The 14,227-nt window shown below is 62.0% G+C and carries 15 protein-coding genes; 3 read left to right on the top strand and 12 right to left on the bottom strand.

Annotated features, from left to right (window positions below; all coding sequences use genetic code 11):
- The first annotated feature begins 25 nt into the window (after positions 1-25).
- Entirely contained in the window at positions 26-457 is a 432-nt protein-coding gene (locus O7B34_RS08220) for an HIT family protein (protein ID WP_337140561.1), read from the top strand.
- Between the two features lie 245 nt (positions 458-702).
- Here O7B34_RS08220 and clpA read toward each other — a convergent pair whose 3' ends face one another.
- The 3 genes from clpA to O7B34_RS08205 all read right to left on the bottom strand — a co-directional run bounded on the left by clpA (position 703) and on the right by O7B34_RS08205 (position 4,091).
- Positions 703-3,171, bottom strand: a complete 2,469-nt coding sequence (gene clpA / locus O7B34_RS08215) for an ATP-dependent Clp protease ATP-binding subunit ClpA (RefSeq protein ID WP_140768279.1) — start codon at positions 3,169-3,171, stop codon at positions 703-705.
- Between the two features lie 6 nt (positions 3,172-3,177).
- Positions 3,178-3,507 (bottom strand): ATP-dependent Clp protease adapter ClpS, encoded by a 330-nt coding sequence (gene clpS, locus O7B34_RS08210; protein WP_010909565.1) that lies wholly within the window; start codon positions 3,505-3,507, stop codon positions 3,178-3,180.
- Between the two features lie 254 nt (positions 3,508-3,761).
- Positions 3,762-4,091: a phasin family protein gene (locus tag O7B34_RS08205; RefSeq protein WP_027142601.1), complete on the bottom strand. Its 330-nt coding sequence runs from the start codon at positions 4,089-4,091 to the stop codon at positions 3,762-3,764.
- Positions 4,092-4,375: 284 nt separating this feature from the next.
- Here O7B34_RS08205 and O7B34_RS08200 point away from each other — a divergent pair, with 284 nt between their 5' ends.
- The gene (locus O7B34_RS08200) at positions 4,376-5,797 is read left to right on the top strand and encodes a D-alanyl-D-alanine carboxypeptidase family protein (protein WP_337145577.1); all 1,422 of its coding nucleotides are present in this window, start codon (positions 4,376-4,378) and stop codon (positions 5,795-5,797) included.
- A 46-nt stretch (positions 5,798-5,843) separates the two neighbouring features.
- Here the strand turns inward: O7B34_RS08200 and O7B34_RS08195 are convergent, their stop codons facing one another.
- The 3 genes from O7B34_RS08195 to O7B34_RS08185 all read right to left on the bottom strand — a co-directional run bounded on the left by O7B34_RS08195 (position 5,844) and on the right by O7B34_RS08185 (position 8,809).
- Positions 5,844-6,545: a DnaJ domain-containing protein gene (locus tag O7B34_RS08195; protein WP_337145576.1), complete on the bottom strand. Its 702-nt coding sequence runs from the start codon at positions 6,543-6,545 to the stop codon at positions 5,844-5,846.
- Between the two features lie 346 nt (positions 6,546-6,891).
- Positions 6,892-7,329: a DUF1489 family protein gene (locus O7B34_RS08190; protein WP_337128127.1), complete on the bottom strand. Its 438-nt coding sequence runs from the start codon at positions 7,327-7,329 to the stop codon at positions 6,892-6,894.
- A 76-nt stretch (positions 7,330-7,405) separates the two neighbouring features.
- Positions 7,406-8,809 (bottom strand): L-serine ammonia-lyase, encoded by a 1,404-nt coding sequence (locus O7B34_RS08185; RefSeq protein WP_337145575.1) that lies wholly within the window; start codon positions 8,807-8,809, stop codon positions 7,406-7,408.
- 170 nt (positions 8,810-8,979) lie between these two features.
- Between O7B34_RS08185 and O7B34_RS08180 the strand changes: the two genes are divergently transcribed.
- A complete protein-coding gene (locus tag O7B34_RS08180) occupies positions 8,980-9,699 on the top strand; it encodes a DUF599 domain-containing protein (protein ID WP_337145574.1) in 720 nt (239 codons plus the stop codon).
- On the opposite strand, the gene O7B34_RS08175 is transcribed toward O7B34_RS08180, so the two are convergent.
- From O7B34_RS08175 to O7B34_RS08150, 6 genes are all read right to left on the bottom strand, one after another.
- Positions 9,672-10,469, bottom strand: coding sequence for a YdcF family protein (locus O7B34_RS08175; RefSeq protein WP_337145573.1), 798 nt, complete (start codon positions 10,467-10,469; stop codon positions 9,672-9,674). The two genes, O7B34_RS08180 and O7B34_RS08175, sit on opposite strands and share 28 nt — an antisense overlap.
- 101 nt (positions 10,470-10,570) lie before the next feature.
- On the bottom strand, positions 10,571-12,136 hold the full coding sequence (locus O7B34_RS08170) for an amidase (protein WP_337145572.1): 1,566 nt from the start codon (positions 12,134-12,136) through the stop codon (positions 10,571-10,573).
- On the bottom strand, positions 12,136-12,588 hold the full coding sequence (locus O7B34_RS08165; protein WP_337145571.1) for a GNAT family N-acetyltransferase: 453 nt from the start codon (positions 12,586-12,588) through the stop codon (positions 12,136-12,138). Before O7B34_RS08165 ends, O7B34_RS08170 begins: the two co-directional genes overlap by 1 nt.
- A 7-nt stretch (positions 12,589-12,595) precedes the next feature.
- Positions 12,596-12,883, bottom strand: coding sequence for an Asp-tRNA(Asn)/Glu-tRNA(Gln) amidotransferase subunit GatC (gatC, locus tag O7B34_RS08160; RefSeq protein ID WP_015317757.1), 288 nt, complete (start codon positions 12,881-12,883; stop codon positions 12,596-12,598).
- Between the two features lie 88 nt (positions 12,884-12,971).
- Complete coding sequence (locus O7B34_RS08155; protein WP_442920955.1) at positions 12,972-13,358, bottom strand: hypothetical protein; 387 nt, start codon at positions 13,356-13,358, stop codon at positions 12,972-12,974.
- Between the two features lie 54 nt (positions 13,359-13,412).
- On the bottom strand, positions 13,413-14,120 hold the full coding sequence (locus O7B34_RS08150) for a metal-dependent hydrolase (RefSeq protein WP_337145569.1): 708 nt from the start codon (positions 14,118-14,120) through the stop codon (positions 13,413-13,415).
- Positions 14,121-14,227: the final 107 nt, after the last annotated feature.

Here is a 14,227-nt window from a genome sequence, read left to right as displayed (position 1 = left end):
AAAGACACAATCCGGAGCGTTCACGATGGCCCAAACCGCCTACGACACCGACAACATCTTCGCGAAGATCCTGCGCGGCGAAATACCCTCGCACCGCATCTATGAGGACGAAGCGGTCGTGGCCTTCATGGATGTGATGCCGCAGGGGCCGGGGCATACACTGGTGATGCCGAAGGTGCCGTCGCGCAACCTGCTCGACGCCGATCCGTCAACGTTCGGCCCGCTTTTCACGGTGGTCCAGAAAGTGGCGCGGGCCGTCCGCAAAGCATTTGACGCCGACGGCGTTACCGTCATGCAGTTCAATGAACCTGCTTCGGGGCAGACCGTCTATCATCTTCACGTGCATGTCATCCCGCGCTTCGACGGCATCCCGCTGAAGCCCCACAGCGGCCAGATGGAGAATCCGGAAGTGCTGGCGCGGAACGCAGACAAGATCCGTGCCGCGCTGGGAAGCTGATTCCGCGCATCATTTCGCGAAGAGAATCGGCCGCTCGCGTGAGCCGTTCGATCGCGCTCGGGCGGGGGCGTTGCATCAGTCCTTAGGCAGAAGCTTCCCCGAGGGCCCCGGCGATGCTCGACTTCCTGAACGCGCCATCTCGTCGTCCCAATGAAAAAAGCCCCGTTGTGAACTGACCCCCGAAGGTTGTGTCCAACTTTCGGGGGTCAGTTCATTGCCGGGGCTCTCTTCAACTTTTGTCAGGCTCAGTTCTTTCTGGGCAGTTGCGGCACAAGGCTGCGCTTGCCGCCGTCCTTGCCCTTGGGCTCGGGCTTCTGCGCCACGACCTTCTTTGCCGCAGGCTTCCTGGCCACGGCCTTGGATGGCTTCGGCGCGTCTTCCGGCTCTTCCTTCTTCGGCTTCACCGGCGCCTCGTCGGCGAGCGATTCGAGCTTGAGGCCGGTCTCGCCGGTTTCCTTCTTCTCGACGGTGACGCGCACCGTGCCGCCCTTCTTCAGCTTGCCGAACAGCACTTCGTCGGCCAGCGGCTTCTTGATGTGCTCCTGGATGACGCGGCCGAGCGGACGCGCGCCCATGCGTTCGTCATAGCCCTTGTCGGCGAGCCAGGCGATCGCGTCCGGCGACAGGTCGAAGGTGACGCCACGCTCGGAAAGCTGGGCTTCCAGCTGCATGACGAACTTCTGCACCACCTGATGGATGACCGGCACCGGCAGCGAGCCGAACGGAATGATCGCATCGAGACGGTTGCGGAATTCCGGCGTGAACAGCCGGTTGATCGCTTCGACATCGTCGCCTTCGCGCTTGGTCGACCCGAAACCGATCGCCGCGCGCTGCGCATCGGATGCGCCCGCATTGGTGGTCATGATCAGGATGACATTGCGGAAGTCGATCTGCTTGCCGTTGTGGTCGGTCAGCTTGCCGTGGTCCATCACCTGCAACAGGATGTTGAACAGGTCAGGATGCGCCTTTTCGACCTCGTCGAGCAGCAGCACGCAGTGCGGATGCTGGTCGACACCGTCGGTCAAAAGGCCGCCCTGGTCGAAACCGACATAGCCGGGAGGCGCGCCGATCAGCCGCGAAACGGTGTGGCGTTCCATATATTCCGACATGTCGAAACGGATCAGTTCGACGCCGAGCGAGGCGGCCAACTGCTTGGCGACTTCGGTCTTACCGACGCCGGTCGGACCTGAGAACAGGTAGGAGCCGATCGGCTTCTCCGGTTCGCGCAGGCCGGCACGCGCCAGCTTGATCGCCGAGGTCAGCGCGGTGATGGCGGTGTCCTGGCCGTAGACGACGCGCTTGAGCTCGATGTCCAGGCCCTGCAGCACCTTCTCGTCATCGGCCGAAACCGTTTTCGGCGGGATGCGCGCCATGGTGGCGATCGTCGCTTCGATCTCCTTGATACCGATCGTCTTCTTGCGCTTGGCTTCGGGCACCAGCATCTGCGAGGCGCCGGTCTCGTCGATCACGTCGATCGCCTTGTCCGGCAGCTTGCGGTCGTTGATGTAGCGCGCCGACAGCTCAACCGAGGCCTTGATCGCCTCGTTGGTGAACTTCACCTTGTGGAATTCCTCATAATAGGGCTTCAGGCCCTTCATGATCTCGATGGCATCCTCGATGGTCGGCTCGTTGACGTCGATCTTCTGGAAGCGCCGCACCAGCGCGCGGTCCTTCTCGAAGAACTGGCGGAACTCCTTGTAGGTGGTCGAACCGATGCAGCGGATCGCACCCGACGACAGAGCCGGCTTCAACAGGTTCGACGCATCCATGGCGCCGCCTGACGTGGCACCCGCACCGATCACGGTGTGGATCTCGTCGATGAACAGCACCGCGCCCGGATAGTCCTCGAGCTCCTTGACGACCTGCTTCAGCCGTTCCTCGAAATCACCGCGATAGCGCGTGCCGGCCAAAAGCGTGCCCATGTCGAGCGCGAATATGGTGGCATTGTGCAGCACTTCCGGCACGTCGCCCTCGACGATGCGCTTGGCCAGGCCTTCGGCGATCGCCGTCTTGCCGACGCCGGGGTCACCAACATAGAGCGGGTTGTTCTTGGAGCGGCGGCACAGCACCTGGATGGTGCGGTTGATCTCGCTCTCGCGGCCGATCAGCGGATCGATCTTGCCGGCCTTGGCCTTGTTGTTGAGATTGACGCAATAGGCGGTCAGCGCGTCCTGCTGCTGCTTCTTCTTGCCGCCTTCCTCCTGGGGCTCGGCACCGTTCTGGCCGCCCTGCTCGTCATCGGCGCCGCGCGGGGTGCGGCTCTCGGACGCGCCCGGACGCTTGGCGATGCCATGCGAGATGTAGTTGACCGCGTCGTAGCGGGTCATCTGCTGTTCCTGCAGGAAATAAGCGGCATGGCTTTCGCGCTCGGCGAAGATGGCGACGAGCACGTTGGCACCCGACACTTCCTCGCGGCCAGATGACTGCACATGGATCACCGCGCGCTGGATGACGCGCTGGAAACCGGCGGTCGGTTTGGAATCCTCATCGTAGCCGGTGACCAGATTGTCGAGCTCGGTGTCGATGTAGGTCAGAACGGTATGCTTCAGCTCGTCGAGATCGACGTTGCAGGCGCGCATGACGGCGGCCGCCTCGGTGTCGTCGATGAGCGCGAGCAGCAGGTGTTCAAGGGTTGCATATTCATGGTGCCGCTCGTTGGCGAGCGTCAGCGCTTGATGAAGCGCCTTTTCCAGGCCTTGGGAGAAAGCCGGCATGTTACCTCACTTCTTCTCCATCACGCATTGCAGCGGATGCTGATTCTGTCGGGCGAAATCCATGACCTGAGACACTTTGGTCTCGGCCACCTCGAATGTATAGACCCCGCACTCGCCCACTCCATGATTGTGAACATGAAGCATGATGCGTGTGGCAGCTTCGCGGTCCTTCTGGAAAAAACGCTCCAGCACGTGAACCACGAACTCCATCGGAGTGTAGTCGTCGTTGAGGATGAGGACCCGGTAAAGGCTGGGCTTCTTGGTCTTGGTTTTGGTGCGCGTGATGACGGCCGTCCCGCGGCCGGCCTCATTGCCGTCGCCGCCGCCGTTTTGCATCCGCGCCACTCGTCTCGTGGCAGTCAAACCGATCGTCACGTATTCCTGCCTCTTCGAATCCTCATGCGAGTTTCACATGTAGGTGTTCGATGGACGATTTTAAGCCCTTCTGGTTAGCTGACAATATGGCTAGGTGACCAACTTGGCGGAATTTCGCGATCGTGAAGCGTTGACATGAAAAAACCCGGCCGCGTTTCCACGACCGGGTTTTGTCCCGCGCCCAAAGGGCCAGATCTGGAATTCTCGGGCGAAAATTATTTCGCCTTGGCAACGATCGATTCGAACGGCTTGTAGGCTTCCTTGGCGAGTTCGGCATAGAGGTCGCCAATCTTGGTGGCCTCGGCAACGAACGCCTCGTAGGACTGCTTGGCATAGTCGGATTGAATCTCGATCGCCTTGTCCAGCGACTTGGCCGAGAACAGCTTCTCGACCGCGGCGCTGCCGGCTTCGAGGCTCTTCTTGGTGTATTCGCCGGCCTCGGTGGCGATCGCCTGCGCGCCCTTGGACAAAGAGGCGAAACTCTTCAATCCGGTGTCAGTGAACTCCTTGCCGTATTTGCTGAAGTCCTCATAGGTCTGGGTCATTTCGTACTCTCCCTGGACGGTTGACGCGCCCTGCCCCGAGCGCCGTTGTGCAATGCATAATATATATTGTGCGACGCACAAAAGTCAAGAATTCAGGGGCTCGCGGCCGCGCTGGCGGCGGCAATGGCTAAAATTCAAATAAAGGAAGGCTCAAACCGCCAGAAAATGGTGAACGCGGCGGTTACCATAAACGGATTGGTAACGCTGCCCCGCTAGCTTGGCCGGAAGTGAGGCAGGATCCCTTTGCCGCCTCCAACGCAACGAGAAATTCAAAGGAACTACCAGTGCGTCAGGCGTTGTCGGGCATCGTTTCCAAATCCGCGTCCCCTCTCAAAACGATCATGATCCTCGCCATGGCGATGACATTCGTCGTCGCGGGTGCCGCCTCGTCGTTCGCGGCAAAATCGGCAGCCATCGTCGTCGACGCCAAGACCGGCAAGGTGCTCTACTCGGCCAATGCCGATGGTCGGCGCTATCCCGCCTCGCTGACCAAGATGATGACGCTCTATCTGACCTTCGAAGCGATGGCGAAGGGCAAGATCAGCAGAAACTCTCCAGTCGTGTTTTCGGCCCATGCATCCGCCGAGGCTCCGACCAAACTCGGCGTGAAGCCGGGCGGATCGGTCGCGGTCGAGACCGCGATCCTGTCGATAGTCACGAAGTCGGCCAACGACTCGGCGACCGCGCTCGGCGAAATGCTCGGCGGCAACGAAACCAACTTCGCCCGCATGATGACGGCCAAGGCGCGGCAGCTCGGCATGAACGGCACCGTCTTCCGCAACGCCAATGGCCTGCCCGACCCGGGGCAATTCACCACCGCGCGCGACATGGCCACGCTCGGCATCGCGCTCCGGGAACATTTTCCCCAGTACTACGGCTATTTCGCGCAGCGCTCCTTTCTCTACGGTCGCCAGCGCATCAATGGGCACAACCGCCTGCTCGGACGCATCAAGGGCGTCGACGGCATCAAGACCGGCTATACCCGCGCCTCCGGCTTCAATCTCGTCTCCTCCGTTAATGACGGCAACCGCCGCCTTGTCGCCGTTGTCATGGGTGGCACGTCGGGCGGCAGCCGCGACAACCAGATGGCTAGTCTGATCAACGCCTATTTGCCGAGGGCATCGACCCGCGGTGGCGGCGATCTGGTCGCGAAGGCGGACAGCAATCCCATCAGCGCACTTGCGAAGGTTCTCCTGCCCAAGCATGACGCGCCGACTCCGGACGAAAAGCCGGTGGCCGTGGCGGAAGCCGATACGGCCGTCGCGGACGACGCGACCGTTGCCCAGGGCGACAGCGAGGACGAGGATACAGCCGAGGCAGAGACACCCAAGCTGGTTGTCCCGGCAAAGAAGGTGAAGACGGTCATCGTCTCCGCCCCCAAGGTCGCCACCGCACAGGTCGTGGCTGCCTATGCAGAGCCCGCCCCGGCCGTTGATCCGGTCAACACGGCGTCGGTTCCGTCAGGCTGGGCCATCCAGGTCGCTTCCTCGCCGAAGCAGTCCGAAGCCCAGGCTTTCCTCGACAACACAACCAAGCAGGCTCGCAAGGTGCTGGCCGACGCTTCCGGCTTCACCGTCGCTTTCGACAAGGACGGCGTCACCTACTACCGCGCCCGTTTCGGCGGCTTTGGGTCGAAGGATGCCGCGTGGAAGGCCTGCACCGCTTTGAAGAAGAAGAAAATCGAGTGCTACGCCGTCCAGCAATAGGACCGCGTGAAAGATATCTCCCGGAAAAATTTTGCGTCGAAGGAGACTAGTTGTGATTGGAGAGCAAGACATCCTTGGCTTCGTTAATCCGCGCCGCCAGGAAAGACGTGCCGCCGATATCGGGGTGCAGGCGCTGCATCAGGCGGCGGTGCGCCTTGCGGACATCCGCCGCGGCGGCCCCCGCTTCAAGACCAAGGACCTTGTAGGCCTCCTCCTTAGTCATGGCGCCCGGACTTGGCGCAACACCCAGCCCTTCGCCACCGTTCGTCTCAGCGTGTTTGCGCCAGACGGGAAATCTGCCGTCAAGATACGTCTCTAGCAACTGCCGGCTCTCCGGATCGCCGGAGAGCTCGCGGTAGAGGTGCTGCAATTCCGCAAGGGTCATCGAGCCGAGCATCTTGCCATCGTGGCGGCCGGCCAGAACCAGCCCTTCAAGCCCGCCCGTATTCTGATCGAGTTCCATCTCGAGTGCCGCTGTCCGCACGGTTGAGCGTTTTGCAGCAACCGGCCTGGCATTTGGCCGGCGCGTACGCGTGGCGCCGTACCAGGCGATCGCCACGAACAGGATGATGCCGCCGACAGCTTGACGCCCGACCAGGAGCACGGCGCCGCCGACCAGCGCCAGCAGGATCGGCCCCAAGGTTTTCATCCCGCTTGCGAGTTGCGCCGGATCCGCGCGGAGAAAGGCCGTAGCTACCCCCAGGAGCACCAGCAACAACGCGACCACAACGATAATTGCGCCTAACATTTCCCATCGCCCCGCAGGTATCCTGTCCGCCTGGACAGCCGCGTGATGTTCTTCAACACTTTTTCTGCGCCAGAATCATGGCCTTTACCCGGGCTGGAAGAGGACCATCGTGCGAACTGGTTCCGCAACGCCGCGGCCTGTGTCGACTTCGACGGTTCTTCATCGCGCATGGATTTGAAGATGTGGCGTTGTCCCCTCGCTTGCAAGTCCAGCACGAGGCAAGATTGAGGGCCAGAAAATGTCTAAAGCGCGTCGCGTCGAAACGGACCTATGCGACGCGCTACAGAGGCTTTGTCTTTATGCATGTCGTTCTCCCAAAACCGAGGTCACTTTTGGGCGACATGCGTTAGAGCAAGCCGAGTTCGGCCAGCTCGCGCCTGAGTTTCGGCGGCATCTCGACCAATCCCGCCTTGCCCTTGCCGAGATCGGCCGGAGCGTCCGCTGGCTTCAGATAGCGCCAGCCCTGGAAGGCGCGGCGCGGCTGCCAGTCGGTGCGCACCACCTCGGGATCGAGCATCAAATGGCAGCGGCCGATGCCCTCGTCATCGATGAACGGCCGTATCTCCGTGATCAATTGGCGGCATTGCACGCTGCCCTTGATCACCCAATAGAGTGAGCCGCCATCGGTGACCTCGTCGCCACGTGTCGGCACCATGCGGGTCGTGTGCCAGTGTTCGGCTGGTTCCCCGGCACGGCGGCGCTCGTCAAGACGGAAGGCGATCCACTCTTCGAGATCCTCGACACTGTCGCAGCCGACGCAAAGCTTTAGGAGATTGAGAGCCATTCGCTAAGGTTAGTCCGGGGCGCCGAGACGTCAACGGCCTGACGGACTTCTCCACAGTGCCGGTTTGGGCCAGTCCTCAACACTCCACGACGTTGACCGCCAGCCCGCCAAGGCTGGTTTCCTTGTACTTTTCGTTCATATCGAGGCCGGTCTGGCGCATGGTCTCGATCGCGGCATCGAGCGGCACGAAATGCACGCCGTCGCCTTTGATGGCCAGTGACGCGGCCGTCACCGCCTTGACGGCACCCAGCGCGTTGCGCTCGATACATGGCACCTGGACCAGCCCGCCGACCGGGTCGCAGGTCATGCCGAGATGATGTTCGAGCGCGATCTCGGCGGCATTCTCGACCTGTTCGGGCGTGCCGCCCATGACGGCGCACAGGCCGGCGGCCGCCATCGCCGAGGCTGAGCCCACCTCGCCCTGGCAGCCGACTTCGGCGCCGGAGATCGACGCATTGGACTTGATGATGCCGCCGACAGCCGCTGCCGTCAGCAGGAAGTCGCGGATGCTCGGCTGGTCGGCCTCGGGATGGAAATGCAGCCAGTAGCGCAGCACCGCCGGCAGCGTGCCGGCCGCTCCGTTGGTCGGCGCGGTGACGACACGCCCGCCGGCCGCATTTTCCTCGTTGACGGCCATCGCATAGATCGACAGCCAGTCATTGGCGAGCAGCGGATTCGGCCGGTTCTGCTGCCACTGCTCCTGCAGCTTGTCATGCAGTTGCCTGGCACGCCGCCGCACCTTCAGCCCACCCGGCATGATGCCGTCCTGCGACAGGCCACGGTCGATGCAGCCCTTCATCGCGTCCCAGATAGCGTCGAGACCGGCGTCGAGCGTCTCGCGCGACATCTGCGTTTCCTCATTGGCGCGCTTCATGTCGGCGATGGAAAGGCCGCTCTTGGCCGCCATCTTCAGCATCTCGACCGCGTTCTTGAAGGGATACGGCACCTTCTTGCCCTCGGTCGTCACCGAGCCTTTTGCCTTCATCCGCTGCAGCTCTTCTTCGGAAACCACGAAGCCACCGCCGATCGAATAGTAGATGCGCTTGAGCAGCAACCGGCCGCCGGCGTCGTAGGCGTAGAACGCCATGCCGTTGGCGTGACCGGTGAGCGGCGTCTTGCGGTCGAGCACCAGATCGGTGGCCGGGTCGAAATGGTAGGATGGGTGGCCGGGCGGTGAAATCAGCTTGTCGGCGGTGATGCGGCTGATGATGCCGTCGGCCTGGTCGGGGTCGACCGTTTGCGGCGTCTGGCCGGCAAGGCCGAGAATGACGGCACGGTCGCTGCCATGGCCGATGCCGGTATAGGCGAGCGAGCCATGCAGGCTGGCGCCGATGCGGTCGACCTTGGCGCCGGCCGGCCGCGGCCAGTCGTCGCCCGCGACCTCGTCGAGGAAACGGCGCGCAGCCGTCATCGGCCCCATCGTGTGCGAGCTCGAGGGGCCGATGCCGATCTTGAACAGGTCGAAAACCGAAAGGAACACGCTGTCTCCTGGATCACGTCGAGGACTACATATAGGAATTCCCGAGATGTTTCCGCTCTTTTGACAATCGCGGCGCAGCACCTGCCGACCTTGTTTGCTCCGGCAGCGACATTGATTGCCCGACGCTGCATGCGGCGATCGAAGCAATCAAGATGTGATAAATTCACCCTATGGGCGATTCCTCCTATCTTTCGACGGCCGATCTCGCGGCGCTGGGCTTTTTCCTCCTCGCATGGGTGCTGCACACGCTTGCTTCCGACGGCAAGCTGGTTAGCCGCATGTCGCTGACGACTGCCATGAATGCGCAACGCGAGGCCTGGATGCGCACCATGGCCGAGCGTGAGATCCGCATCGTCGATACCGCCATCATGAGCGGCCTGCAGCAGGGAACCGCCTTCTTCGCCTCCAGTTCACTGATCGCGCTCGGCGGCTGTTTCGCCCTGCTTGGTGCGTCCGACCGGGTGCTTGAGGTGCTGAGCACCCTGCCCTTAAGCGGCGCGCCGTCGCGCTCGGCCTTTCAGATCAAGGTGCTGGGACTGGTGCTGATCCTGGCTTTTTCCTTCTTCAAATTCGGCTGGGCCTACAGGCTGTTCAATTACTGCTCGATCCTGATCGGCGCGGTGCCGATCCCGCATGGCGAAGCCTCGCGCAATCCCGTCACGCAAACGGCTGTGTGGCGCGCGACGCAAATGAATATGCTGGCCGGCAAGCATTTCAATTCGGGCTTACGCGGCGTGTTCTTCTCGATCGGCTATCTCGGCTGGTTCGTCGATCCGGTGGTGTTCGTGCTGTCGACGCTTCTGCTGCTGGCCGTCCTGATACGGCGCCAGTTCTTCTCGGCGGCGCGGCGCGCCGTGATCGGTCAGCCGCCCGGCGCCGGAAACGGCTGATCGATACGCCCGGAAAGCCAATAGGCGAAAAGTCCGATCCACTCGCGGATGGCCATGGTCGTGTTCTGCACTGAATCGGCCGCATTGTCGCGAAACAGCCCGATGCCTTCCCGACCGGAGGTGCGATAGTCGACCGGCCAGGGAACGGTTGAAAAACCGGCCTTGTCGAACAGCGCCTTGGAGCGTGGCATGTGAAAGGCTGATGTCACCAGCAACCATGTCTCGCCCGGTTTGGGTTTGACCAGTTCGTGGCTGAAGACCGCATTCTCGTAGGTGTTGCGGGATTTGTCTTCGAGGATCAGCCGATCGGCCGGGACACCCAGCGCCTCGAGCAGGCGCGGCGCGGTGTCGGCATCACCTTCGCCGTCGAAGAACAGTGAGCCGTTTCCTCCGGAGACGACCACCTTTGCCTGCGGGAAACGCCGGGCGAGGATTGCGGTCTCGACCATGCGATCGCCGCTGCTGTTCAACTCATAGCCGCCACGCGCGAGGTTGATGGCGCCTTCGAAGCCGCCGCCGAGCACGACGATGCCGTCCACCTTCTCCGGTAGCGGCGGCTTGGGAAAGCGTTCCTCCAGCGGATTGAGCATCATGGCGCCGAGCGACGTCCAGGCCGACAGCGCAAGGATCAGAAACGCCAGCACGCTGCCGGTGACGGCAAGTCGCCGCCGGCCGATCGTCCCGGCGATCAGCCCCGCCAAAAGCAGGAAGATCGTCAGGTTGAGTGGCTGGATGAAGAACCAGAAGATCTTGGAAAGATAATAGAACATCGCTCACTCATTACAGCGCCGCAACGACGCTGCAATGCTTTAGTTTGCGTATGATTCTGTCCGAAATCGATCCGGGGGCGTGCGTCAGGCGAGCGATACCCTTACCACCACTTCTCCGGCTGGAATGAGCCGGCCGCCTGCTCGATGACGGCGGCGGTCTGGAATAATGTCTCTTCCTCGAACGGCCTGCCGATCAGTTGCAGGCCGAGCGGCAATCCCTTGGGATCGAGGCCGGCAGGCACGGCAATGCCCGGCAGACCGGCCATGTTCACGGTGACCGTGAAAATGTCGTTGAGATACATCTTGACCGGATCGGCGGCCATGTCCTCGTCTGCAATGCCGAAGGCGGCGGACGGTGTAGCCGGTGTCAGGATGACATCGACGCCGGCGGCGAAGACGTTTTCGAAATCGCGCTTGATCAGATTGCGCACCTTCTGAGCCTGCAGATAGTAGGCGTCGTAGTAGCCGGCCGACAGCACATAGGTACCGATCATGATGCGGCGCTTGACCTCGCGGCCGAAGCCGGCGGCGCGGGTCTTCTCGTACATCTCGACGATGTCCTTGCCCGGCACGCGCAAGCCGTAGCGGACGCCGTCATAGCGGGCGAGGTTGGAAGAAGCCTCGGCGGGCGCCACGATGTAATAGGCGGGAAGCGCATACTTGGTGTGCGGCAGGGAGATGTCGACGATCTCGGCACCGGCATCCCTGAGCCAGGCAATACCCTTCTGCCACAGCGCCTCGATCTCCTCCGGCATGCCGTCGACGCGGTATTCCTTGGGAATGCCGACCTTCATGCCCTTGATCGGCTTGCCGATCGCAGCCTCATAGTCCGGCACCGGCCTGTCGACGGACGTCGTGTCCTTCGGATCGACCGAGGCCATCGACTTGAGCAAGATCGCGGCATCGCGCACGTCGCGGGCGATCGGCCCGGCCTGGTCGAGCGACGAGGCAAAGGCGACGATGCCCCAGCGCGAGCAGCGGCCATAGGTCGGCTTGATGCCGACCGTGCCGGTGAAGGCGGCCGGCTGGCGGATCGAACCGCCGGTGTCGGTCGCCGTCGCACCGGCGCACAGGAAGGCCGATACAGCGGTCGCCGAACCGCCGGAAGAGCCGCCCGGCACCAGTTGCGCATTGTCGAGGCTGCGCTGGGTTTTCGTGCCACCGGCCGAAACGAAGCCGCCATCACCCTGATGTGTCGTCGGCATCACCACCGTATCGAGGCGCGAACGCCGCCACGGGTTGATGACCGGGCCGTAGTAGGAGGTCTCGTTGGACGAGCCCATGGCGAATTCGTCCATGTTGAGCTTGCCCAGCATGACCGCGCCGTCGGCCCACAGATTGGATGTGACAGTCGATTCATAGCGCGGCTTGAAGCCGTCGAGCACATGGCTGCAAGCCTGGGTATGGACGCCTTCGGTGCCAAACAGGTCCTTGATCCCGAGCGGAATGCCTTCCAGCGCACCGCCCTCGCCCTTGAGCAGCCTGGCGTCCGACGTCTTGGCCATGTCGCGCGCCTTATCGCCGGTCACCGCGACGTAAGCATTGAGCGCCGGATTGGCGCGATCGATCGCCAAGAGATAAGCCTCGGTGATCTCGGTCGCGGTGATCTCCTTGGCGCGCAGCTTGGCGCGGGCCTGCGAAATCGTCAGATGGGTCAGGTCGCTCATCAAAGGCTCTTTTCGTAAAACACCGACCACTCGGAATCGGGATAATCCAGCACCGGGCCGCAGCGCGAGAAGCCGGCACGTTCATAGACGGTCCAGGCGGCGGGGTGGCGATCGCCGGTCTCCAGCACCAGCCGCTTCAGCCCTTCATCGCGCGCCAAGGCTTCAACGCGTTCCAAAATACTGGTACCGATCCGCTGGCCGCGATGCGACGGCCTGATATACATGCGCTTGACCTCGCCAATGGCGTCATGCCGCTTCAGGGCGCCACACCCAATGGCGGTGCCGTTGTCGCGGGCGATGAAAACCGTTGTGTCCTGGCCCGCCATCTGCTCGACCGTCAGATGGTAGCAATGCTCCGGCGGCGTCAATTCGAGCAAGGTTTCGTTGAGTTCCCTGACCAGGCCGCGCACGTCATCCTGCAGCGGCGTCTCGATGGCGATCTCGATTGCCATTGGCGCCTTACTCCACGACCTTCGGCACGAGGAAGAAATTCTCGTCGGTCGCCGGTGCATTGGCGACGATGTCGGCCGCCTTGTTGCCGTCGGTGACGACATCACCGCGCTTCTTCATCTCCATCGGCGTTACCGAGGTCATTGGTTCGACGCCGGAAACATCGACCTCGTTCAACTGCTCGACGAAGCCCAGTATGGCGTTCAACTCGCCGGTCATGCGCTCGGCATCTTCCTCGCTCACTGCGATGCGGGCGAGATGCGCGACGCGCTTCACTGTCTTGACATCAACGGACATGTATTCGCCTCGGGAAAAACCAGTCCGCGCTATAGCGGCGCGGCGCGCGGCGCGCAACATGCGCCGGCCGACAATCGGGCAAACAGCTTCATGGCAGGGCAACGCCCTCGCACAGATAATAGCTGCCGCTGTTACCGCTCGCCTCGCTTTCATCGTCGATGGGCCGGACCGAGACGAGATCGAGCTGCGTCGGGCTGATCCGCGTTACCGACAGGACATCGGGAAAGACATAGCCCGGTTCCTGGCAGATCGCCGTCACCGCCCAGCTCGGCGAGCGCGTCGCCTCGCTGACCTGCACGAACTCGCAATTGTATTCCACGCCTTGCAGGCCATTCTTAGAAAGCACGATGTTGCCGGCATCGACAAGCGTCTGCAGCGTGTCCTTTTTGGCCTGCGCGCAAAGCTCCTCGGATTGGAGATAAATGCCTTCGATGAAATCATCCGCGGCGAGCGCGGGTGACGCCGCGACAAACATCGACACGCAAAGAGATCGCCCCAACACCATGGATTTGTTCCACTTTGGTTGTTTCTAGATGGTAATCGTTTCCCCGATCTTCGGCAATGCGACCTTGACGCCGGATCCTTCCATGCCGGCTTCGAACTTCTCAGGCGTCGGATCGATCATCGGAAACGTGCCGAAATGGCAAGGGATAACCGTGTCGAACTTGAAGAAGCGGCGGCAGGCAAGGGCCGCCACCGCGCCGCCCATGGTGAAGCGGTCGCCGATCGGAACTATACCGATCTTCGGCCCGTGCAGCTCGTTGATCAGCGCCATGTCGGAAAAGATGTCGGTATCGCCCATGTGGTAGAGCGTCTTGTCTTCCGGGAAATGCAGAACCAGCCCACCCGGATTGCCGAGATAGACGTTCTTGCCACCCTCTTCGCCAAACGAGGAAGAGTGCAGCGCCTGGACGAAGGTGGTGGTGAAGCCGCCGCAATCGACCGTGCCGCCGATATTGCCGGGATTGATCTTCTTGTCGCTGACGCCCTTGCCGACCAGGTACATGCAGATCTCGAAATTGGCGACCAGTTGGGCGCCGCTCTTGCCGAGCACTTCCAGCGCGCCGCTGATGTGGTCGCTATGCCCGTGTGTCAAAAGAACATGCGTGATCCCTTCGGCCGGCCCTTCCCAATCGTTTGTCCAGGATGGGTTGCCGATCAGATAAGGGTCGATCAGGATTTTCGCGGCACCGGTTTCGATGCGGAAGGCCGAGTGGCCGTACCAGGTCAGTTTCATGAATGCATTTCCTCGATTTTTGCCGAGCCAGACGATAGAACGCCGATAGCCCAGATATCAAAGTGTATAGTGTCCGCCGCGCATCCGAAAAGACGCGTGGCGCTGAA

Origin of the sequence: Mesorhizobium sp. Cs1299R1N3, assembly GCF_037179625.1 — a bacterium.
GTDB classification, from domain to species: Bacteria; Pseudomonadota; Alphaproteobacteria; order Rhizobiales; family Rhizobiaceae; genus Mesorhizobium; species Mesorhizobium salmacidum.
Note: the sequence above shows the minus strand (reverse complement) of the source record. Positions and strands in the feature narration are given on the sequence as shown.

Coding starts and splice junctions, on each gene's coding strand:
- clpA (WP_140768279.1), bottom strand. CDS start 3,171: ATGCCGGCTTTCTCCCAAGGCCTGGAAAAGGCGCTTCATCAAGCGCTG.
- O7B34_RS08190 (WP_337128127.1), bottom strand. CDS start 7,329: ATGGCTCTCAATCTCCTAAAGCTTTGCGTCGGCTGCGACAGTGTCGAG.
- O7B34_RS08155 (WP_442920955.1), bottom strand. CDS start 13,358: ATGTTTGTCGCGGCGTCACCCGCGCTCGCCGCGGATGATTTCATCGAA.
- O7B34_RS08195 (WP_337145576.1), bottom strand. CDS start 6,545: ATGTTAGGCGCAATTATCGTTGTGGTCGCGTTGTTGCTGGTGCTCCTG.
- O7B34_RS08150 (WP_337145569.1), bottom strand. CDS start 14,120: ATGAAACTGACCTGGTACGGCCACTCGGCCTTCCGCATCGAAACCGGT.
- gatC (WP_015317757.1), bottom strand. CDS start 12,883: ATGTCCGTTGATGTCAAGACAGTGAAGCGCGTCGCGCATCTCGCCCGC.
- O7B34_RS08170 (WP_337145572.1), bottom strand. CDS start 12,136: ATGAGCGACCTGACCCATCTGACGATTTCGCAGGCCCGCGCCAAGCTG.
- O7B34_RS08220 (WP_337140561.1), top strand. CDS start 26: ATGGCCCAAACCGCCTACGACACCGACAACATCTTCGCGAAGATCCTG.
- O7B34_RS08205 (WP_027142601.1), bottom strand. CDS start 4,091: ATGACCCAGACCTATGAGGACTTCAGCAAATACGGCAAGGAGTTCACT.
- clpS (WP_010909565.1), bottom strand. CDS start 3,507: ATGCAAAACGGCGGCGGCGACGGCAATGAGGCCGGCCGCGGGACGGCC.
- O7B34_RS08175 (WP_337145573.1), bottom strand. CDS start 10,469: ATGTTCTATTATCTTTCCAAGATCTTCTGGTTCTTCATCCAGCCACTC.
- O7B34_RS08165 (WP_337145571.1), bottom strand. CDS start 12,588: ATGGCAATCGAGATCGCCATCGAGACGCCGCTGCAGGATGACGTGCGC.
- O7B34_RS08180 (WP_337145574.1), top strand. CDS start 8,980: ATGGGCGATTCCTCCTATCTTTCGACGGCCGATCTCGCGGCGCTGGGC.